This is a genomic window from Streptomyces sp. NPDC057010 (assembly GCF_042673805.1).
Lineage (GTDB): Bacteria > Actinomycetota > Actinomycetes > Streptomycetales > Streptomycetaceae > Streptomyces.
Window position 1 is genome coordinate 1 of the sequence record NZ_JBHUSC010000005.1, and the last position, 18876, is coordinate 18876.

General features: G+C 73.2%; 22 protein-coding genes and 1 pseudogene. 14 read left to right on the forward strand and 9 right to left on the reverse strand.

All coding sequences use genetic code 11. From position 1 onward, the window contains the following. The coding region (locus tag ACFTXQ_RS07470; protein ID WP_382636776.1) for an NAD(P)/FAD-dependent oxidoreductase at window positions 1-551 on the reverse strand (551 nt) is incomplete at its 3' end. Between the two features lie 162 nt (window positions 552-713). Between ACFTXQ_RS07470 and ACFTXQ_RS07475 the strand changes: the two genes are divergently transcribed. Beyond that, a complete protein-coding gene (locus ACFTXQ_RS07475; protein ID WP_382636778.1) occupies window positions 714-2090 on the forward strand; it encodes an FAD-dependent oxidoreductase in 1377 nt (458 codons plus the stop codon). 236 nt (window positions 2091-2326) lie between these two features. Beyond that, window positions 2327-3465: pseudogene (locus ACFTXQ_RS07480) on the forward strand (glycoside hydrolase family 26 protein). On the opposite strand, the gene ACFTXQ_RS07485 reads toward ACFTXQ_RS07480, so the two are convergent. Together ACFTXQ_RS07485 and ACFTXQ_RS07490 are read right to left on the reverse strand one after the other, a co-directional pair. Further along, window positions 3347-3763 (reverse strand): hypothetical protein, encoded by a 417-nt coding sequence (locus tag ACFTXQ_RS07485; protein ID WP_382636780.1) that lies wholly within the window; start codon window positions 3761-3763, stop codon window positions 3347-3349. The pseudogene ACFTXQ_RS07480 and the gene ACFTXQ_RS07485 overlap by 119 nt on opposite strands. 105 nt (window positions 3764-3868) lie before the next feature. Beyond that, window positions 3869-4396 carry a hypothetical protein gene (locus tag ACFTXQ_RS07490; RefSeq protein WP_382636782.1) on the reverse strand — a complete coding sequence of 176 codons (528 nt, stop codon included), beginning with the start codon at window positions 4394-4396 and terminating at the stop codon, window positions 3869-3871. A 253-nt stretch (window positions 4397-4649) separates the two neighbouring features. On the opposite strand from ACFTXQ_RS07490, the gene ACFTXQ_RS07495 reads away from it, so the two are divergent. Next, complete coding sequence (locus tag ACFTXQ_RS07495; protein WP_382636784.1) at window positions 4650-6677, forward strand: DUF4139 domain-containing protein; 2028 nt, start codon at window positions 4650-4652, stop codon at window positions 6675-6677. Between the two features lie 7 nt (window positions 6678-6684). Then, entirely contained in the window at window positions 6685-8247 is a 1563-nt protein-coding gene (locus ACFTXQ_RS07500) for a mucoidy inhibitor MuiA family protein (RefSeq protein WP_382636786.1), read from the forward strand. Window positions 8248-8286: 39 nt separating this feature from the next. Here the strand turns inward: ACFTXQ_RS07500 and ACFTXQ_RS07505 are convergent, their stop codons facing one another. From ACFTXQ_RS07505 to ACFTXQ_RS07530, 6 genes are all read right to left on the reverse strand, one after another. Beyond that, the gene (locus tag ACFTXQ_RS07505; protein ID WP_382636788.1) at window positions 8287-9381 is read right to left on the reverse strand and encodes a glutamate--cysteine ligase; all 1095 of its coding nucleotides are present in this window, start codon (window positions 9379-9381) and stop codon (window positions 8287-8289) included. 50 nt (window positions 9382-9431) lie between these two features. Next, complete coding sequence (locus tag ACFTXQ_RS07510; RefSeq protein WP_382636790.1) at window positions 9432-9902, reverse strand: Dps family protein; 471 nt, start codon at window positions 9900-9902, stop codon at window positions 9432-9434. 132 nt (window positions 9903-10034) lie between these two features. After that, the gene (locus ACFTXQ_RS07515) at window positions 10035-11753 is read right to left on the reverse strand and encodes a PP2C family protein-serine/threonine phosphatase (protein ID WP_382636792.1); all 1719 of its coding nucleotides are present in this window, start codon (window positions 11751-11753) and stop codon (window positions 10035-10037) included. Window positions 11754-11802: 49 nt separating this feature from the next. Then, window positions 11803-12696 (reverse strand): SigB/SigF/SigG family RNA polymerase sigma factor, encoded by an 894-nt coding sequence (locus ACFTXQ_RS07520; protein WP_382636794.1) that lies wholly within the window; start codon window positions 12694-12696, stop codon window positions 11803-11805. A 226-nt stretch (window positions 12697-12922) separates the two neighbouring features. Next, window positions 12923-13312, reverse strand: a complete 390-nt coding sequence (locus ACFTXQ_RS07525) for a hypothetical protein (protein ID WP_382636796.1) — start codon at window positions 13310-13312, stop codon at window positions 12923-12925. 42 nt (window positions 13313-13354) lie between these two features. Next, window positions 13355-14407: a YihY/virulence factor BrkB family protein gene (locus ACFTXQ_RS07530; protein ID WP_382636798.1), complete on the reverse strand. Its 1053-nt coding sequence runs from the start codon at window positions 14405-14407 to the stop codon at window positions 13355-13357. 142 nt (window positions 14408-14549) lie between these two features. Between ACFTXQ_RS07530 and ACFTXQ_RS07535 the strand changes: the two genes are divergently transcribed. The 10 genes from ACFTXQ_RS07535 to ACFTXQ_RS07580 all read left to right on the forward strand — a co-directional run bounded on the left by ACFTXQ_RS07535 (window position 14550) and on the right by ACFTXQ_RS07580 (window position 18747). Continuing rightward, window positions 14550-14855, forward strand: a complete 306-nt coding sequence (locus tag ACFTXQ_RS07535; protein ID WP_382636800.1) for a WhiB family transcriptional regulator — start codon at window positions 14550-14552, stop codon at window positions 14853-14855. Window positions 14856-14909: 54 nt separating this feature from the next. Further along, complete coding sequence (gene gvpO, locus ACFTXQ_RS07540; RefSeq protein ID WP_382636802.1) at window positions 14910-15218, forward strand: gas vesicle protein GvpO; 309 nt, start codon at window positions 14910-14912, stop codon at window positions 15216-15218. Window positions 15219-15284: 66 nt separating this feature from the next. After that, on the forward strand, window positions 15285-15722 hold the full coding sequence (locus ACFTXQ_RS07545) for a gas vesicle structural protein GvpA (protein ID WP_382636804.1): 438 nt from the start codon (window positions 15285-15287) through the stop codon (window positions 15720-15722). After that, entirely contained in the window at window positions 15719-16438 is a 720-nt protein-coding gene (locus tag ACFTXQ_RS07550) for a GvpL/GvpF family gas vesicle protein (RefSeq protein WP_382636806.1), read from the forward strand. The genes ACFTXQ_RS07545 and ACFTXQ_RS07550 overlap by 4 nt, the downstream gene beginning before the upstream one ends. A gap of 2 nt (window positions 16439-16440) precedes the next feature. Beyond that, the gene (locus ACFTXQ_RS07555; RefSeq protein ID WP_382637381.1) at window positions 16441-16677 is read left to right on the forward strand and encodes a gas vesicle protein GvpG; all 237 of its coding nucleotides are present in this window, start codon (window positions 16441-16443) and stop codon (window positions 16675-16677) included. Between the two features lie 64 nt (window positions 16678-16741). Continuing rightward, a complete protein-coding gene (locus ACFTXQ_RS07560) occupies window positions 16742-17059 on the forward strand; it encodes a gas vesicle protein (protein WP_382636808.1) in 318 nt (105 codons plus the stop codon). Then, window positions 17056-17865: a GvpL/GvpF family gas vesicle protein gene (locus tag ACFTXQ_RS07565; protein WP_382636810.1), complete on the forward strand. Its 810-nt coding sequence runs from the start codon at window positions 17056-17058 to the stop codon at window positions 17863-17865. Before ACFTXQ_RS07560 ends, ACFTXQ_RS07565 begins: the two co-directional genes overlap by 4 nt. After that, window positions 17862-18047 (forward strand): gas vesicle protein, encoded by a 186-nt coding sequence (locus ACFTXQ_RS07570; protein WP_382636812.1) that lies wholly within the window; start codon window positions 17862-17864, stop codon window positions 18045-18047. Before ACFTXQ_RS07565 ends, ACFTXQ_RS07570 begins: the two co-directional genes overlap by 4 nt. Beyond that, on the forward strand, window positions 18044-18316 hold the full coding sequence (locus tag ACFTXQ_RS07575; protein WP_382636814.1) for a gas vesicle protein K: 273 nt from the start codon (window positions 18044-18046) through the stop codon (window positions 18314-18316). Before ACFTXQ_RS07570 ends, ACFTXQ_RS07575 begins: the two co-directional genes overlap by 4 nt. Window positions 18317-18357: 41 nt before the next feature. Next, window positions 18358-18747 (forward strand): hypothetical protein, encoded by a 390-nt coding sequence (locus tag ACFTXQ_RS07580; RefSeq protein WP_382636816.1) that lies wholly within the window; start codon window positions 18358-18360, stop codon window positions 18745-18747. The last annotated feature ends 129 nt before the right edge of the window (window positions 18748-18876 follow it).

The window sequence follows — 18876 nt, forward strand, 5'->3', positions numbered from 1 at the left end:
CGCCGGCCGCGCGGGTGCAGGTACGGGCCCAGGACCCCGCCGCACACCAGCGTCACCCGCCGGCCCTGCTCCGCCAGCTCGGCCGCGGTCTCGATACCCGTCGGCCCGGCACCCACCACCGTCACCGCCGCCGTCGCCGGCACGGCCTCCAGAACCGGCCGCAGCCGCTGCGCCTCCTCGAACGTGCCGATCGGGTACGCGTACCGGGCCGCTCCCGGCACGCTCGGGTCCGCGCTGCCACTGCCCACCGCGTAGACGAGGTAGTCGTAGCCGACCGTGCCACCCGACTCCAGCTCCACGGCCCGCCCGGCCGCATCGATCCGGGCCACGGTGTCCACCACCAGCCGCACGCCCTCGCCCAGCACCTCCCGGTACTCGACGACCGCACCGTCCGTCCCGCCCACCAGCTGGTGCAGCCGGATCCGGTGCACGAACGACGCACGCGGGTTGACCAGCGTCACCCGCACATCCCCGCGCAGCGTCAGCCGGTTCGCCGCCATCACACCGGCGTAACCGCCACCGATCACAACGACCTCAGTGGTCTCGGTCATGGTCTCTCCTCCGTTTCAAGGGGTTCGGCCACAAGACACCGCGCCCCCGACCGCTGTGACGCACTGTGAGGCAGGTCACTCCGCGGGGCGTGCTCTGCGGTTCTCGATCGAAGATCACCGAGCAGTAGGCTCACTCCGCAACACGACGCGAAGGGGAGCTCAGTGGCGCGGGTTGCAGTGATCGGCGGGGGTATCAGCGGGCTGGCGGCAGCGCTCATGCTCGGCAGACGGGGCCACACGGTCACCTTGTTCGAGCAGGACGCCCGGCAGGCCGGAGAGGACCTGAACCGGGACTTCTTCCACTGGGACAGGCCCCGCGTCCCGCAGGCGATCCAGCCCCACTCGCTCCTCGCGCCCGTGCGCACCGTGTTGCGCACCGAGACCCCCGACGTCTACGAGGACCTGCTGGCACGCGGCGCCCGGGAGTACCACGAGTTCGACTGGTTCGGTCAGCATCCGCCGCATCGGGCCGGGGACGACGAACTGGTGACCCTGCGCACCCGCCGCATAGTGCTGGAGGCCGCCTTGGCCGCGGCCGTACGGCGGGAACGCACCGTCGAGGTGCGGTCGGGCCGTCCGGTGAGCGGCCTCGTCCTCGGGACGGGCCCCCGCCCAGCCCGCGTCACCGGTGTGCACGTGGGCGCCGAGACGCACCGGGCGGACCTCGTCGTCGATGCGGCCGGTCGTCGCTCGCCGGTTCCCGCGTGGCTGGTCGCGGCCGGCTGCCGCCCGCCCGTCGTCGCCAACCACCGCACCGGGCTCGCCTACCTGTGCCGCTGGTACCGCCTGCGTGCCGACGGCCCGCGTGACCCCGGGCGGGTGAAGCCCGGCTCGGCCGCACCGTACGCGCTCGCCGGCGTCTTCCCCTCCGACAACGACACCTTCGCGGTGCACCTGGTGCTCTCCACGGGTGACCCGACCCGCGGCGCGCTCACCGACCCCGCCGTGTTCGAGGCCGCCGCCCGCCGGTTCCCCGCCAGCGCCGCCTGGCTCGACCTCGCCCCCGAACCTCAGTCGGCGGTGCTGGCCATGGCCGGCCTGGACAACCGCTGGACCGCCCTCGCCGACGACGACGGACCCATCGTCACCGGTCTGGTCAACGCCGGGGACAGCCTCATCCACACCAACCCCACCTCGGGCCACGGCGCGTCCCTCGCCCTGCGGACCGCCCAGCACCTCGCGGCCCACGTCGACGAGATCACCGCGGACCCCGGCGGCTACCACACCTGGACGGCCCAGACCCTCCGCCCGTGGTTCGACGCGCAGGTGGCGGCCGACCGCGCCAACTCCCAACGCCTCGCGGAGTGCTCGCCGCCCGCGGACGGACGGGCCGCCGCCCTGGCCGCCTGTGCCTTCGACGATCCCGTCGTCATGCGGGCCCGGGCCCAGGTACGCCATCTCGTGCGGCCGGCCGACGACGCCTACGGCACCGAAGAGGTGGACCGGCACGTCACCGCCTGGCTGGCCGCCCACCCGGACTTCACTCCCGGGCACGACGGCCCGACCCGCGATGAGTGGGACGCACTCATCCCGGCCTGAGCGTCTTCGCCCGGCGCCCCACCTCCGCAACGCCCCGGCAGCCGTCCAGAGCCTCCGCCCAGCACGTCCGCCAAGCACCGGGGGGCGTGTCGGCTCGGAATTCACCTGGTCGGGTCAAGAAAGGCGGCCGGTGGCCGCGAATGGCCCAGTATGGGGGCCCCGGGCAGGCCGCGAGTCGGATGAGATGTCTACCGTCACTGCCAGACACATCGGTTCGGAGAGCTTGTGGAGGTGTCATGTCCCATCGGGGCCGCTGGCTGGCGGGCGCCTGCGCAACTTTGGCCGCTACCGGCCTGCTTCTCACCGGGGGCGCCGTCGCCACGCCGCCCCAGGAAGGTTCCGGCCGAAACACCGGGGCCGAGATCGCAGTGGGCGCCTACCTCCACTACGACACGCCCGGCATCGAGAGGATGCAGGGACTCTCGCGCTGGCTCGGCGGCACCGAGCTGCGCGCCGGGCACACCTACCTGCCCGGCGACACCTGGGCGAACATCGAGGGGCCCGACACCCTGCGCAGCTGGGCACAGTGGCGCAACGCGCGACCCGATCGGCTGTTCGTCCTGAACGTGCCGATGCTGGAGGGCAACGAGGCCGGCGTTCCCGACGGCCGGGTCGCCGACCTGCTCCGCTCGGGCGCGCAGGGCGAGTACGACCACCACTTCCGGCGGCTGGCCGAGCGGCTGGTCGGCATCGGGGTGCCGGACACGGTGATCGTGCTGGGCTGGGAGATGAACGGCTTCAACTACACCCACCGGTGCCGGCCCGACCCCGAGAGCTGGAAGGCGTACTGGCGGCGCATCGTGGACGCCATGCGCTCGGTGGAGGGCCAGCAGTTCCGCTTCGACTTCGCCCCCAACCGCGGCATCGACGCGATCCCCTGGACCGAGTGCTACCCCGGCGACGACGTGGTCGACGTCATCGGCATGGACTCCTACGACCAGCCGCCCGGCGACACCTTCGACGATCAGGTCACCCAGCCCTACGGGCTCCAGCAGCAGGTCGACTTCGCGCATGCGCACGGCAAGCCGATCTCGTACCCCGAGTGGGGTCTGTTCCGCAACGGCGACAACCCCGAGTACATGCGGAACATGCTGGCATGGATCGCCGACCACGAACCGCTTTACCACAGCATCACCGACTACTGCCCGCACGGCGTATGGCAGTGCAACCAGAACCCGCGCTCGGCACGCGTGTTCCGGGACTTCCTGTCCACCAAACACCGCTGAGGCGGCCCTTCCGGCGCCGGCCGGCGCCCGTTACGGCCGCGCGGCGACCGCATCGATCCCGTACGCGCGCAGCTCGCGCGCCAGGAACTCCATCTCGGGCATCGTGCCCGAGTGGGCTCCCGCCACGACCGCGCTCAGCACGGGCTTGACGTCGGCCAGACCGATGCCGAGCGCCGCGCGCAGAACGCGCATGATCGCAGCGTTGGGCGCCGATGGATCCACCTGGAGGCGCGCCGGCCCGCGCTCGGCGAGCATGCGCTCCCGCAGCTCGGCCGGCAGGTCGCCACCGCACGCAGCCAGTGCGAAGCCGCAGGCCTGGCAGCTGGACTCCGTGTCCCACCGCAAGGAGCGGTTCACCAGGGCTTGGACACCCCGGCACTCCAACTCCGCACCGCAGTCCTGGCACCCGGCCGAGTACCCGATGGACTCGAACACGAGCTGTTCCATCCCACCCCCTTCGAGGAGATGAGGCTAGACGACCCCCGGCCGCCCGCAGCAGGCCGGGCCGCTGGTTGCGGCGCGCCGTCCGGGCGGCGGCCGGGGGCCGGGGGCTCAGCGGAACAGGACGGAGGCGTCCCCGGCCGGGGTGGTGACCGAGCCCGGGCACAGGAAGCTGCCCGAGGTCTTGGCGGCCGTGAAGGCCCGGTTGATGTACTTCCGGCTGGTGCCGTCGCGGTCCCACACGATGTTCGTCGCCTTGTAGCGGCAGGAGATGAAGCTCTGCCTGCCGGTGATGTCGATCTGATCGGTCCGCGCCGTGCCGGCGGCGTCGTCGAAGGTGAAGGCCGGGTTGTTGTTGAGGGTGGCTGCGATGCCGCCCCCACAGGCCAGATTGCCTCCCGGCGCGTTGATCGTGGTGCGGTCGATGGTGAGGGCGTTCGGGGCGGCGGCGCTGGTGCCGGCGTTGGTCCAGCTGCAGCTGCTGCCGGCGACCACGATCACGCCGTCGGCCTTCAGGTCGGCGGCCGGGGCGTGCGCGTGGGCGGTGCCGGTACCGATCAAGGCCGCCGCGACGACCAGCGGTGCGATCCCGGCGAGGCGTAAGTGACGCGTGCGGGGGCTGTGCGGGATGTGCCTCATGATTCGCTCCTCCATGCCACGTACTGGTGGGGGGGGTGGGGCGAGGCGCTGGGCCTCTCAGAGGGTGCGGAGTGCGTGCCCGGAGGATCCCACAGCCGTCTCGAAGTGTCAGGAGCATGTCAGGGGCAGCGAGAGAATGGCTGGAATTACCGGTCGGTACGAGAGGCTCCGACGGGTTCCCCGGGCCGTGGCCCGCCGGGCATGCCGCGGGCGTAGGCTTCGCTCAGTACGGACGTGGTGGGGGGCAGTGCGCATGACGGCTGGGACAGCACACAGGTGGGGCTCGACCCTCGATGCGGTCGTGGTGTACGCGCAGGGGGCGCTCTGCCGCCGTGTGGCGCGGGGCTTCGTCCCGGCGGACGGGCGGGTGCGGGTGACGGGACTGCCCCGCTCGCTCGACCCGGGCTCGCTGCGGGCCACCGTCCTGCGGGCTCCCGGGGTGCGCGTTACCGAGGCCCGCCTGGAGATCGAGGCCGAGCCGGTCGACGCGGCCACCGCCCCCGACGGGATGCGGCGCGAGGTCGAGCGGCTGCGCGATGCGTACGCGGCGGCGCAGGCGGGCAGGGACCGGCAACTCGGCCTGATCGAGGAGGTCAGGGGACTGCGCCCGGTGCCGCCGCCCCGCAGGCGGGACGACCCGCACCGCCGGACCCCGGTCGACGCCTGGCTGGAACTCGCCGACTTCGTCGACGAGCGGCTGGCGGGACTGCACGCCCGCCTCGTCGAGTTGGAGGAGGCGCTGCTGCGCGCGGGGCACGAGCTCACGCTCGCCACCGACAGGCTCGCCCGCGCTTCCTCCGACGTTCCGTCGGCGCATGTGGAGACCACGGTCTGCGCGGTCCTGACCTTCGAGGGGGCCGGTGACGCCGGGTCGGAGACCGAGGTGGAGGTCGAGGTGGAGTACGGGGTGCCGGGCGCGCTCTGGGTGCCCGGCTACCGTCTCACCCACCGTCAGGGCGACGGCGCCGGCCGTCTGGTGATGCGCGCCTCGGTCGCCCAGCGCACGGGCGAGGACTGGACCGGCGTGCGCCTGGCCCTGGCCACCGCGGACCTCCGCCGCCGCACCGACCTGCCGAGGCTGCGCTCGGTTCGGATCGGGCGCCGTCAGGCCGCCCCGGCGCCGGCCGGCTGGCGCGAGCCGCCGGCGGGGCTCGGGGACCTGTTCGCCGGCTACGAGGCGGCCGGCGGCACGTCCGGCGCGCTGCCGCCGCCACCCCCGCCCCCTGCGACACCGGTACCGGTACCGGCCGCACAGAGCTACGGCGCGCCGCAGGCCTTCGCCGGCACACCCGATCCGGTACGGCGGGCCGTGCCGCGATCGGGGGCCGGCGGCCCCTTCGCGGGAGCCCCAGCGCCCGCTCCCATGGCACCTCCCGCCCCCGCGGCCCCCGGCCGGTCCGCACCGCCTCCCTCACCGGCAGCCCCTCCGGCCCCGGCCCCGGCGGCCGGTCCGCCGCGGCCGAGCGGTGCCGAACTCGACTACGCCGCCCTCGTCCTGAGCGGCCCCGACGAGCCGTCCCCGCGTAGGGGCAGGCTGTTCCCCGACTCCCCCGCCGACCCGGTGGCGGCCGAGTGCCGGCGCCGCGCCGAAGCGGTGGCCGCGCTCCCGCTGCCCGGACACGCCGTACGGCCGCGGGAGTCGGCGGGCTCCTTCGACCACCGTTTCGACGCCGCCGCCAGAGCCGACATTCCGTCGGACGGCACCTGGCACACCGTCACCATCGGCGAGATCCCGGTCGGTCTGCGCACCGAATACCTGTGCGTGCCGTCCGTGGAAGAGACCGTCTACTCGACGCTGGTGCTCTCCAACTCCACCGGCCAGGCCCTGCTGGCCGGCCCGGTGGAAGTCACCGTCGACGACGACTTCCTGCTGACCGCCGCACTGCCCACGCTCGCTCCCGGCGGTACCCGCCGGGTGGGGCTCGGGCCCGCCGAGGGCATCCGCGTCACCCGCCGCACGAACCTGCGCGAGTCGACATCGGGCCTGCGGGGCAGCACCACCGTGCTCGACCACCGCGTCCACGTGGAGCTGGCCAACCGGCTCGCCGGCCCCGTCACCGTCGAGGTCCGCGAGCGGGTGCCGGTCACCGGCGAACCGGACGTCCGGATCGAGGAGTCGGCCGACTGGACGGCGCCTGCGGAGGGCATCGAGCACCACGCACCCGGCACCCGGCTCTGGCGGGTGGACCTCCCCGGCGGCGGCACCGTCGCCCTCGACGGCCGTTACGAGATCCGCTTCCCGGCCGCCAAGGGGCTGGCCGGCGGCAACCGCAGGAGCTGACACCGCCATGTCCACGGCCCCGCAGCCGATCGCCCTCCCCGTCACCGCCGTCACCTGCATGGAGGACCGCGCCCACGTCGAGCGCAGCACCGTGCTCGACCTCGGGACCGGCGTCCAGCGCCTGCGTCTCGGTCCGGTGACCGCGCTGGCGGTCGACCGCACCCTTCACGCCGAGCTGACCGCAGAGCACCCCGCGACCGTGCTCGACGTACGGATCGTCCGAACCTGGGAGCCGCGCGGGCCGGTGCCGTCCCCCGAGGACGACTCCGCCCTCCGCCGGCGCGTGCACGCCCTGGAAGAGGAGCGGACCGCCCGGCAGCAGCGCCGCGACCGGCTGCACACGCGCCTCGACCTGCTCGCCCACCTCGCCGCCGATCTGCTGCGCGAGATCGGCGAGGGGGCCGGCCGCGGGGAGGCCGACGGGCCCCGGTGGGCGCGCGAACTGGACCGGCTGGATGCCGAGCGCGCGTCCCACGCAGAGCAACTGCGCACCGTGGAGGCCCGGCTGACCGCGCTCGACGCCGAACTCGGGGAGGTCCGGCGGGCCATGGCCCTCGCCGAGGGGGAACCGGCCGAGCTGGTCGGCCACATCGAGCTGACCGTGGACGCCTCGGCGGCCGGTCCGGCCCGGCTGCGGCTGACCCACCTCACCCCGTGCGCGCTGTGGCGGCCGGCCTACCGGGCCGGACTCGACGGGGACAGCCTGACGCTGGAGACCGACGCGATGGTCTGGCAGCGTACGGGCGAGGACTGGTCGGACGTACGGCTGACGCTGTCGACGGCCCGGTCCGCGTCGGCCACGGAGCCGCCGCGGCTGACCGAGGACCGGCTGACGCTCCAGGACCGCACCGCCGCGGAGCGCCGCACGGTCGACATCGAGCTGCGCGAGGAGGAGATCGGACACCTCGGTCCGGCCCGGGTGCTCGGCCTGCCGGGGGTGGACGACGGCGGTGAGGCGCGCGTGCTGAGCTGCCCCGCGCCGGTCTCCGTGCCCGCGGACGGCCGCGCCCACCGGGTGCCGGTCTCCGTGTTCACCGGGCCCGCGATCAGCGAGTACGCCTGTTCACCCGAACTGTCGCCGCTGGTCACCCAGGTGGTGCGGTTCGACAACCGGTCCGGGCACGCGCTGCTCGCCGGCCCCGTCGACCTGGTCCGCGGCGGCGGGTTCAGTGGCCGCGGCACCCTGGACTTCACCGCCCCCGGGGCCGGCGTGGAGCTCGCCTTCGGCAGCCGCGACGACCACCGGGTGGTCCGGCAGGCCGAGGAGTCCCGTGATTCCGCCGGAATCACGCAGCGGAAGGTGATCACCCGCACGATCCGGCTGCACGTGTCCCGGTTCTCCGCACCCGGCGAGCTCGGCGAACGGGTCGTCGTCCTGCGGGAGCGGATCCCGGTCTCCGAGGTCTCGGCGGTGGAGGTGCGCCTGCGCAAGGAGGCCTGCTCTCCGGCGCCGGACGGGGTCGACGCCGAGGGGATCGTCCACTGGGCCGTCGCCCTCCCGCCCGGGGGCCGCCGTACGGTCACGCTGGTCTACGAGCTGACCGCGAGCGCCAAGGTCGCGGGGGTCTGAGCGGGCCGGCTCAGGCGCGGCGCGTGGGGCCGGTCCGGCTCAGTCGGACGGGGCCGTGCCGGTGATCAGACCGAGGAGTCCCGGCAGGCCGTCCTCGCTCAGGGCCCGGCGCTGACGGTCGGCCGGTGTGCCGTCCCGGAGGAGCCGGTGCACGAGGGCGCTCACCTGGCGGAGATCACCGGCGTCCTCCAGGGCGGGGGTGATGTGGCCCAGGAGCGAGCACAGGACGTCGCCACTGCTGCGGGGGCGGCCCTCCGGGTCCACGAGGGTGGTGTTGAGCCCGTGCCGGGCCGCGTGCCAGTTCCCGGCCTGGAGCAGCTCCGGCTCCGGCCGGGGCGTGGGGCGGCCCGCCTTCTCGTCGGCGATCGCCGTGGCGACCAGCGCCCGTACGATGCCGGCGAGCATGACGGCCTCGTCGGCGCCCAGCTGCACGTCCAGGCACCGCACCTCCACGGTGGGGTAGCGCTCGGAGAGGCGCGCCTGCCAGTACACCTGCCCTCGGTCGGCGATCACCCCCGACGCCACGAGCGCTTCCAGACGCCGCTCGTAGTCGGCCGGCCCGTCGAAGCAGGGGGGCGGACCGCTGACGGGCCAGCGGCCGAAGACGATCGTGCGCCAGCTCGCGAATCCGGTGTCCTGCCCGTCCCACAGGGGGGAGTTGGCGGACATGGCCAGCAGTGTCGGCAGCCATCCGCGGATGCGGTTCAGCACGGCGACCCCCGTTCCGCGGTCGGGGACCCCCACGTGGACGTGCATCCCGCTGATCAGCTGCTCGTCGACCAGCTGCCGGGCCTCCCCCTCCATCCGCAGGTAGCGCGGCGAAGGGGTCACGGGGACCGGGTGGGCGCCCCGCAGGGGCGCGGCGCCCGTGGCCGCGATCCGGCAGCCGTTCGCCTCCGCGGCGGAGCCGAGCGCATGGCGCAGGCGCAGGAGGTGGCCGCCCACCTCTTCGAGGTCCGAGCAGACGGGGGTGGCCACCTCGATCTGGGCCTGCAACAGCTCGTCCTGGACCTCTTCGCGCTCTGCCAGCGGGCCCAGGCCCGCCGTTCGGCGTACGGCCTCGACGAGCGGGGCGGGCAGCCCGTCACCCGGATCCACCAGCAGGTACTCTTCCTCGACACCAACCGTGATCACTCTCGGCGGCTACCCGGTCGCGTCATGATCACTCGCTCTCCTCCCGCCCGTCAGCCGTTCTCGGCGGCGAACATCCAGTGGTGCTTCTCGAACTCGCCCGTCAGTCCGATCAGGAGGTCCTGGGTGACGGGGTCCGCGGTTTCGGTGGCCTGGATGCGCTCCCGCATCCGGGAGATCACCACGCCGAGGGCTCCGACGAGGATGCGTACGGCGTCCACGTCCTTCACCCACCCCTCCGGTACGCCGGTGATCGCGCTGGACGAGGCCACGGTCTCCGCCCGGCCGTCCGGCGTGATGCCGAGGGCCGCGGCGCGCTCGGCGATGACGTCGGAGTGGGCACGGGCCGAGGTGACCACCTCGTCGAGCTGGAGGTGAATGGACCGGAACCGGGGTCCCACCACGTTCCAGTGCACCTGTTTGGCGACGAGCGCCAGGTCCACCAGGTCCACCAGAGCGCCCTGCAGCGCTTCGCCGACGGTCTTCAGGTCGGCTTCCGGGAGGGCGTTCTTGACGACGGACACTACGTCTCCATTCCGCTGGGTCGCCCGTGTGGGGCGACGGATGATCCTTGACGGAGCATCACCTACCCTCGACTTTCGAGGCAAAACGGTCAATCTGGTACGAATGCGCATCCCGGGCCCGTGGGGCTCGCGTCAGTTGAGCCGAATGGCCACCAGGCAGGTGTCGTCCTCGTGGTCCTCGGGCGTGTAGGCGCCCATGATGCGGTCGAGGGCCTCCTGCGCATCGAGCCCGTCGCAGGACAGCAGCACCGAACGGAGGGCGTCGATGCCCTCGGAGATGTCCTCCCCGCGCCGTTCGACCATGCCGTCGGTGTACAGCAGCAGCAGGTCACCCGGCCGCAGCGCGACGGTGTCCGTCGCGTACTCGTGGCCGGGCAGGAGCCCGAACAGCGGACCCCGGTGGTCCGTACCGAGGGCCGTCGCCCGGCCGTCGCGCAGGAGCAGCGGTGCGGGATGGCCCGCGCACGCCCAGCGGTAGCGGCGCTCCGCGTCGAGGTGGCCGATGATCCCGGTCGCCGTCTCCGCGGCCGGATCCGCGCACAGCAGCTCGTTGAGCCAGGTCGTCAGCTGCCCGGCATGGGTGCCCGGCGCGTGCGCGAGCCCCGCCAGTGCGTGCCGTTGCTGCGCCATCCGGGCCACCGCGCTGAGGCCGTGGCCGCAGGCGTCGCCGATGGCGAGCAGGATCCGGCCGTCCGGCAGCAGCCGGCACTTGTACCAGTCGCCGCCCACGGCCTCCGATTCCGCGGGCATGTAGGCCGCCGCGAAGGACAGGCCGAACTGGGCCAGCTCCGCCGAGTGCGCGGGCAGCAGCGCCTCCCGCAGCGCCGTGGCCACGTGCCGCTCGGCCGCCGCCTCCTCGCGCAGTTGTTCGGTCTGGCGCCGGGTCGCCGCGAGCCGCTGACGGCTGCGCACCTGGGCGGTCAGATCGCGGGCGATGAGGTGCAGGGCCCACGGCAGCCCGTCCCTGGCGATGACGGGGTGGCCCACCAGGTGCAGGGTGCGGATCTCCCCGAGCACGGTGAAGCGGACCTCCTCACCGCCCGGCTCCTCTCCGTCGAGGAGCCGGGTCACCATCCTGGAGAAGCGGGGCACGTCGTCGAGGAGCACCGCGTCGCACAGCTCCAGCAGCGACAGGGGCCGGCCCGCCTCCGCACGGAAGATCGCGTGCAGTCCCTCGGACCAGATGGTGCTCCCGGACAGGAGGTCCCACGTGCCCCAGCCCATGGACGCGATGTACTGCGCGTCGAGGGAGAGCAGCTCCGTCCGGTTGCGGGCGGGTCTCCACGTGGCCAGTACCTTGTCCCCGCAGGACGCCGCGTCGTACAGCAGCTGCGTACGGTGCAGGCCGTCGCTGCGCTGCTCGGTGTAGTCGACCGAGTGGGCCTGCAGGGCACGGCCCGTGGCCAGCACCCCGGCCAGCGCGTCGATCAGCCCGCCGGCCGCCGCTCCGGGCTGGACCTCCAGCAGCCGCCGTCCGATCTGGCGGTCCGGGGCGTCGAGCCACTGGGCCGAGCGGACCTGGTTGCCGGCCCTGACCCGGAAGTCGACGGTCCGGCCCTCCTCGTCCCGGACGGGTTCCAGCAGCGCGGCCGAGACGGGGATCGCGGGGAGCGTCGCGCACACGCAGGCCCAGGGGTCGCGGCCCTCGGCATCGTCGTCGCACTCGTGCCCGGGGCCGTCCGGGCCGCCGCACGCGCAGACGGGCGCCGGCTCGCCGGACTGCGGGCCGGGCACGGCCTCGTCGTCCACGCGTACTCCCGCGTCCCGGCGCGCGGCCGTACGCAGGGCCGTGACCTCGCGCCGCACGAGCTGCTTGAGCGTGTCGGAATCCTGCGGAATCAGTGGCGTCATGGTCCTCACCAGCTGGTAAGCGCGTTCGGGCGGCCGGCTCGGGCGGGGACTACGCGGCCAGCATGCCGGCCCGCAGTCTGGTCAGGATGGCCGACAGGAGCCGCGAGACCTGCATCTGGCTGATGCCGAGTTCCGTGCCGATCTCGGCTTGTGTCAGCTCCTGTCCGAACCGGAGGTACAAGATCGTGCGGTCTCGTTCGGGAAGCTCCTTCACCAGCGGACCGAGCGCGTGCAGGTCCTCGAAGAGCTCCATGGCCGGGTCGTTCTCCCCCGCCGTGTCGCGCAGCGCGTGGGCCCGCCGGCCCGACGGGGCCGGCTCCTCCGCCCGGACGGGGGCGTCGAGGGTTTCCGTGGAGTAGCCGTTGGCCGCCACGAGCCCCTCGATGACGGTCTCCTCGTCGAGGCGCAGGTGCCGGGCGATCTCCTTCACCGTCGGTGACCGGCCGAGCGTGGCGGAGAGGTCGTCCCGCGTCCTGGCGAGCTCGATGCGCAGCTCCTGGAGCCGCCGCGGGACGCGTACGGCCCAGGTCGTGTCCCGGAAGTGCCGCTTGATCTCCCCCGTGACGTAGGGCAGGGCCAGGGTGGAGAACTCGACGCCGCGGTCGGGGTCGAACCGGTCGATCGCCTTGATCAGGCCGATGGTCCCAGCCTGCAGGACGTCCTCCATCTCGGCGCCGGCGCCGGCTCCGGCACCCGTACGGCTGCGGAAGCCGCGCGCGGCGAAACGGACCAGCGACATGTTCATCTCGATCAGGGTGTTGCGGGCGTACTGGTGGCCGGCGGTGCCTTCCGGCAGCTCCCGCAGCCGCGCGAAGAACAGTTTCGACAGCTCGCGGGCGTCGGCGGGCGGGACCAGGTGCGCCTGCGGGACCGCGGGCAGCGGCGTTCCCGTACGCGGGTCGGCCGGCTCGACGGAGCCGGGGTGGGTGTTGACTGCGTTCATGGCCACGAGGGGTCCGGGCACGGTGCCGTCCTTCCGTCGGGTCGTATCGGTGTCGCGAGGCTGCGCCTGCCCCCTCAGAGGAGATCCATACGCGCAGGACCGCGCCCGAGCCCTTCGGCGCGCGCGGGAGTGACTTTCGGCCCTCGGGGGCGGGCTTTCGCCACCTGGCGGGGGCGCGCGCGGCGCAGGACACTGCGCGGCCCCCGCCAGGTGGCTCAGCCCGGGTTCACTGCTCCGTGTCGGGCGTGATCTTCGTGGCGTGGACGGTGAGCCGCCCTATCCGTGTTTCGTGGTTGGAGGCCGTGGTGCTGTGGTCCGCGACGTCGTCCGGCCTGGCGTCGTGGAGGTACCACCTGGTGAGCGGGGTCTGCGAGCCGGCGGCCATCTCCTCGATGGTGACGTCGCAGGGCTCGGCCGGGCCCTGCTCCGCGAGGGCCCACTCCTGCGCGCCGGGCACGTCGGTGAGGACGCAGTCGTCCAGGGTGAGCGTGAGTTCCTGCCCGGGAAGGCCCAGGTCCCCCTGGGGACCGAGCCCCGAGATCTCTGTGCAGGTGAACCGCTCTCCACGGACGGTGACGTAGTAGCTGCTGGCTGCCTTGGCAACGGAATCGGTCATACGGGGCGCCTGCCCGGCCCGCACCGTCCCAGACAGGGGAGGTCACTCCATGCGGCGGCGTTCCTCGTCGGTCCAGGCCCGTGTGTCACGGGGCCGGACGTAGGGCTCTTCGTCCTCGGGGAGGCCTCCGGCGATCGCGCGCCGGCGGGTGATCTCCGCGTCGAACTCCAGGCCGAGGAGGACGGCCAGGTTGGTGATCCACAGCCAGACCAGGAAGACGATCACGCCGGCGACGGTGCCGTACGTCTTGTTGTACGAGGCGAAGTTCGCGACGTAGAACGCGAAGCCGGCGGAGGCGGCCATCCAGATCGCCAGGGCCAGGACGCTGCCGGGAGTCACCCACTTGAACCCCCGCCCCTTGGCGTTCGGCGCGGCCCAGTACAGGAGCGCGATCATGATCGTGACGAGGAGTACGAGCACCGGCCACTTCGCGATCGACCACACCGTCAGCGCGCTGTCGCCGATCCCCAGCGCGGTGCCGGCCTGACGGGCCAGTGCGCCCGTGAAGACGACGATCAGCCCGCTGGCGGAGGCCAGGAGCACCAGCGTGACCGTCAGACCGAGGCGCAGCGGCAGGACCTTCCACACCGGCCTGCCCTCCGGCACGTCGTAGACGGCGTTCGACGCGCGGATGAACGCGCCGACGTAGCCGGAGGCGGACCACACCGCCACCAGGAGACCGACGACCGCGAGCAGGGAGCCGGCTCCGCTGCGCCCCCGCAGCTCTTCGACGGCGGCGCTGATCAGGTCCCGGGCCGAGCCCGGCGCCAGTTTCCGCAGGTTGTCCAGCACTTCCTGGGTGGCCGACTCACCGGCCATGCCGAGCAGGGACAGCAGGACCAGGAGGGCCGGGAACAGCGCCAGCACCCCGTAGTAGGTCAGTGCGGCCGCCCGGTCCATCAGCTCGTCGTTCGTGAACTCCCTGACGGTCCCGCGCAGCACGGCCCACCAGGACCGCTTCGACAGCTCGGAGAGCCGGTCGGGAGCGCGTTCCTCGATCCGGTCGTCCGGTCCCACTTCGGCTTCCACGTGCACGTCCACGTCCGCGTCCACGGGCCGGCCGTGGCGGCCGCCCGCCTTTCCGTTGCGAGTCATACCCTGCGGCTTTCCACGTCCGGGCGAGTCATGTCAGCGCACGCGTACCGCGTGGCACCGGCGCGCCGACACGACGAGGGCGAGTTTCAACCGCGCGAAGGAGAACAGACGCGTCCACGACACCGACGCCGAAGGAGAACCGATGCCGAACGTTTCGCGCCTTCCTGGGCTCGCCCGGCGGCACTGGTCCTGGCAGGCCGACGCCGCCTGCCGGGAAGTGGGGTCCGAGCAGTTCTACGGGCCCTGGAACGAACCGCCCCGGGAGCGGCAGCAACGCGACCAGGAGGCGAAGCAGGTGTGCGCGACGTGCCCCGTACGGAAGGCCTGCCTGCGCCACGCCCTGCGCACCGGCGAGCCCTACGGCGTGTGGGGCGGGCTGACCGCCAAGGAGCGCGGGAGGTTCCGCGCCGCCGCACGGCCGGGGCGCGACCGCCGGGGCGAGGAGTGAACGCCCGGACCGTTTCAGGCCGGTTGGGGCGGACATACGCGGCAGGAGGAGCTCATGGCCAAGGCACCTGACGGAGAAGAGAAGAAGGCGGGCACGGCGCGGTCCCTGCGGGCCGCCTCGGTGATACGGGCCGCGATGGAGCAGCTCTCGGAGCTGCTGGCGCAGCCGGCCGAAGGGGTCAGCTCCTGTGAACGGGACGAGGACGGTGCCTGGCACCTGTCGGTCGAGGTCCTCGAACTGGCCCGTGTCCCGGACACGATGAGCCTGCTGGCCTCGTACGACGTCGAGGTCGACGCCGACGGCGAGCTCGTCGGCTACCGGCGTACCCGCCGTTACGAGCGGGGCCGCGCGGACCGCCGCTGACACGGCGCTCCCCTCCCCCGGCCCCGCGTCCGCCCGTCCCCAAGAGACGAAAGGGAACCGGAAGTTATGACTGTCGTTCCTGCCCAGCCCGCTCCCGCCGCCGCATCCGGCGGCGGTTCCAGCGGCCTGTACGACGTGCTCGAACTGGTTCTGGACCGCGGCCTGGTGATCGACGCCTTCGTGCGCGTCTCCCTGGTCGGCATCGAGATCCTCAAGATCGACGTGCGTGTCGTGGTGGCCAGCGTGGACACCTATCTGCGGTTCGCCGAGGCGTGCAACCGCCTCGACCTGGAGGCCGGACCGCGCAAGAGCCCGGGCCTGCCCGACCTGGTGGGCGAGGTCACCGAATCCGGTGCCCGGGGCAAGACCAAGGGCGTCCTCAGCGGCGCCGCACAGACGATTTCGGACGCGTTCTCCCCTTCCCACGGGGAGGACTCGGAAGAGAAGACCGAGAGCCGGCCTCGCAGCCGGCGCAGCACCGCCCGCCGGGAGGAGAAGGAATGACCACGTACGTCTACGGCATCACCCGTGCCGAACAGGACCTGCCCGCCCCCCTCGAAGGCATCGGGGAGCCACCGCTGCCGGTGCGCACCGTGCGCAGCGGCAAGCTCGTGGCCCTGGTCAGCGACGCGCCCGCGGAGCTGAAGGCGAAGCGGCGTGACCTGCTGGCCCACCAGCGGGTGGTGCTCCAGGCCGGCGGGGGCGGCCCGGTGCTGCCCCTGCGGTTCGGGGGCGTCTCCCCCGACGACGACACCGTCACGTCCGTCCTCGAACAGCGTCAGGAGCGCTATCTGGAGCGCCTGGCGGAGCTGGAGGGCAAGGACGAGTTCAACGTCAAGGCGGCCCACCAGGAGGACGCCGTCCTCTTCGCGGTGGTCGCGGCGGACCCGGAGCTGCTGGCCCTGCACCAGGCCAACCGCGCGGCGGGCGGCGGCTCGCCCGAGCAGAAGCTGGCGTTCGGCGAGCGGGTCGCCAGGGCCGTTGCGGCTCGGGAAGCGGCGGACGCCGTTCTGGTCGAGGAGACGCTGGGGCCGTGCGCGGCAGCCCTGAGGCACGGTCCGGAAGGGCAGGGGTGGCTCGCGAACCTCTCCTTCCTCGTGGCACGCGAGCAGCGCGACACGTTCCTGGACGCCGTACGCCGCCTCCACGAGCAGCACGAGCACCTGCGGGTGCAGGTGACGGGGCCGCTGCCGGCCTACAGCTTCGCGGAAGCGGAATGACCATGGGTCTCCTCAAGGAGGTACTGCTGCTGCCGGCGGCCCCGGCCCGGGGCACCGCATGGGTGCTGCGGCAGGTGGTCGCCGAGGCGGAGCGCCAGTACTACGATCCGGCCGTCGTGCACCGGGAACTCGCCCGGCTGGTCGCTTCGTTCGAGGCCGGGGAGATGGACGGGGCCGAGTTCGACCGCCGGGAGGACGAACTGCTGGCCCGACTCGAGAGGGGGGTCCGGCCGCGATGAACGACGACGACCGCGTGGCGAGGGGCCCGGCCGTAGGAACCGGCGGCGAGGGGCGCGGCCCGTCATGACGATGCCCGCCGGGCTGCCCCGGCCCTACGACGACGGCTCCGGTGCCAATCTCGCCGACATCCTCGAACGGGTCCTCGACAAGGGCGTGGTCATCGCCGGTGACATCCGCATCAACCTGCTCGACATCGAACTGCTGACCATCAAACTGCGTCTCGTGGTGGCATCGGTGGACCGGGCCAAGGAGATGGGGATCGACTGGTGGGAACAGGACCCGGCCCTCTCCAGCACGGCCCGCCGGCACGAACTCGGGCGGGAGAACGAGGAGTTGCGGCGGCGCGTCGCGGAGCTCGAAGAGCGTGAGGAGCGGGCATGAGCGGGCCGGGGCTGCTGTACGTCTACACGGTCGTGGAGTCGGGGGCCGAACCGCTGTGCGTCGACGGGATCGGCGGCGTGGGCGGCGGGCCGGGGCTCCGGGTGATCGGGGACGGCGTGGTGGCCGCCGTGGCCGAACCGGTCGACCCGGCGGATTTTGACGAGGGAGCGCTGCGGGGACGACTGGAGGACCTGGACTGGCTCTCCACGCTCGCGAGGGCCCACCACCGGGTGGTGGCTGCCGTCGGACGCTCCCGCACCACGGTGCCGTTGCGGCTGGCGACGGTCTGCCGTGGCGAGGAGGGCGTCCTGAGGCTGCTGGCCGAGGGCCGGGACCGGCTCTGCCGCGCGCTGGCGCGGGTCGAGGGGGCCGAGGAGTGGGGCGTGAAACTGTACGCCGCCGCCCCCGACGGGGCGGCGGCGGGCAGGCCCGGGCCCGACCCGGGGCCGGGGTCCGGGGCCGCGGCGGGGCGGGAGTACCTCCAACGGCGGCTGGGTGACCGGCGCAGGCGCGAGGCGCGGGCCGGGCTGGCCGCCAGGACCGCCGAGCAGCTCCACGGCCGGCTGGCCGCGCAGGCCGCCGGAGCGGTCCTGCATCCGCCGCAGCAGGCCCGGCTGTCCGGAGCCGTCGGCACCAACGTCCTCAACGCCGCCTACCTCGTACCCCGCGAGGGGCGACAGGCCTTCCTCGCCGGTGTCCCCGGCCCCGACGCCCTCCCTCCCGGGCTCCATGTCGACGTCACGGGCCCCTGGGTCCCCTATTCCTTCACCCAGGACCCCGGCGCCGAACAGGGCGGACGGCGATGACCGGCGGCGAGGAGATCGCCCTCGTGGACCTCCTCGACCGGCTCCTGGCCGGAGGGGTGGTCCTGGCGGGCGACATCACCTTGGGCATCGCCGGTGTCGACCTCGTCCGCGTCGATCTCAAAGCCCTCATCAGCTCGGTCGGCGAAGCCGTGCCCTCCCCCTGGAAGCAGGTGACCGCGTGAGCGCGCCACGCCGGGTCGAGCTCGACCCCGATTCCGTCGAACGCGACCTGGCCCGCCTGGTGCTGACGGTCGTCGAACTGCTGCGGCAGCTCATGGAACGCCAGGCCCTGCGCCGGGTCGAAGCCGGCGACCTCACCGAGGACCAGGAGGAACGGCTCGGCCTGACCCTCATGCTGCTCGAGGACCGCATGGAGCTGCTGCGCACCCGCTTCGGCCTGGAACCGGAGGACCTCAACATCGACCTCGGCCCGCTCGGCAAACTTCTGTGAGAAACGCGATTACCGACCCCGGATCCGGCTACACGCGTTTCATGACTGCATCAGAGAAGTCCGACAACACCAAGCCCGGCACCGGCAGTTCGCGTCGTTCCTCCTCCAACGGGACGACCACCCGCCAACGGGCCGCCAACGCCGCCCGGACCACGACCGAATCCGCCGCGGACGCCGACGAGACGGTGTCCGGCACCCTGACGGCGCTGCCCGCCCCGCTGGCCGAGAAGACCCAGGCGGCCGCGCGCGCCGTACGGGGCAGCCTCGGCGACCTCGGTCACGTCTGGACGGCAGTACGGGCCCGCAAGGCCGTCACCGCCGTCGCCGCAGGCGGCACGGCCGCCGTCCTGACCGGCACCTACGCCCTCGGCCACCGTGCGGGACGGCGCCGCCTCGGCCCGGTCACCCGCCTGCTGCGCGGCCGCATCTGAAGACCCGGCCAAGGTTCTCCTGCGCGGCCCGGCCCCCCGAGGGCCGGGCCGCGCAGGGCGATGAACGGGGGAATCGTCGGACAAGCTTCAGGCATATCATCGCGGGTTGTTTTGCCCAACCGAGACATT

What these genes read in the sequence shown, in the direction of transcription:
- ACFTXQ_RS07545 (WP_382636804.1), top strand. Translation starts at nt 15,285, where the DNA reads ATGACTGTCGTTCCTGCCCAGCCCGCTCCCGCCGCCGCATCCGGCGGC.
- ACFTXQ_RS07495 (WP_382636784.1), top strand. Translation starts at nt 4,650, where the DNA reads ATGACGGCTGGGACAGCACACAGGTGGGGCTCGACCCTCGATGCGGTC.
- ACFTXQ_RS07530 (WP_382636798.1), bottom strand. Translation starts at nt 14,407, where the DNA reads ATGACTCGCAACGGAAAGGCGGGCGGCCGCCACGGCCGGCCCGTGGAC.
- ACFTXQ_RS07515 (WP_382636792.1), bottom strand. Translation starts at nt 11,753, where the DNA reads ATGACGCCACTGATTCCGCAGGATTCCGACACGCTCAAGCAGCTCGTG.
- ACFTXQ_RS07580 (WP_382636816.1), top strand. Translation starts at nt 18,358, where the DNA reads ATGACTGCATCAGAGAAGTCCGACAACACCAAGCCCGGCACCGGCAGT.
- ACFTXQ_RS07570 (WP_382636812.1), top strand. Translation starts at nt 17,862, where the DNA reads ATGACCGGCGGCGAGGAGATCGCCCTCGTGGACCTCCTCGACCGGCTC.
- ACFTXQ_RS07485 (WP_382636780.1), bottom strand. Translation starts at nt 3,763, where the DNA reads ATGGAACAGCTCGTGTTCGAGTCCATCGGGTACTCGGCCGGGTGCCAG.
- ACFTXQ_RS07490 (WP_382636782.1), bottom strand. Translation starts at nt 4,396, where the DNA reads ATGAGGCACATCCCGCACAGCCCCCGCACGCGTCACTTACGCCTCGCC.
- ACFTXQ_RS07520 (WP_382636794.1), bottom strand. Translation starts at nt 12,696, where the DNA reads ATGAACGCAGTCAACACCCACCCCGGCTCCGTCGAGCCGGCCGACCCG.
- ACFTXQ_RS07550 (WP_382636806.1), top strand. Translation starts at nt 15,719, where the DNA reads ATGACCACGTACGTCTACGGCATCACCCGTGCCGAACAGGACCTGCCC.
- ACFTXQ_RS07535 (WP_382636800.1), top strand. Translation starts at nt 14,550, where the DNA reads ATGCCGAACGTTTCGCGCCTTCCTGGGCTCGCCCGGCGGCACTGGTCC.
- gvpO (WP_382636802.1), top strand. Translation starts at nt 14,910, where the DNA reads ATGGCCAAGGCACCTGACGGAGAAGAGAAGAAGGCGGGCACGGCGCGG.
- ACFTXQ_RS07555 (WP_382637381.1), top strand. Translation starts at nt 16,441, where the DNA reads ATGGGTCTCCTCAAGGAGGTACTGCTGCTGCCGGCGGCCCCGGCCCGG.
- ACFTXQ_RS07560 (WP_382636808.1), top strand. Translation starts at nt 16,742, where the DNA reads ATGACGATGCCCGCCGGGCTGCCCCGGCCCTACGACGACGGCTCCGGT.
- ACFTXQ_RS07500 (WP_382636786.1), top strand. Translation starts at nt 6,685, where the DNA reads ATGTCCACGGCCCCGCAGCCGATCGCCCTCCCCGTCACCGCCGTCACC.
- ACFTXQ_RS07525 (WP_382636796.1), bottom strand. Translation starts at nt 13,312, where the DNA reads ATGACCGATTCCGTTGCCAAGGCAGCCAGCAGCTACTACGTCACCGTC.
- ACFTXQ_RS07565 (WP_382636810.1), top strand. Translation starts at nt 17,056, where the DNA reads ATGAGCGGGCCGGGGCTGCTGTACGTCTACACGGTCGTGGAGTCGGGG.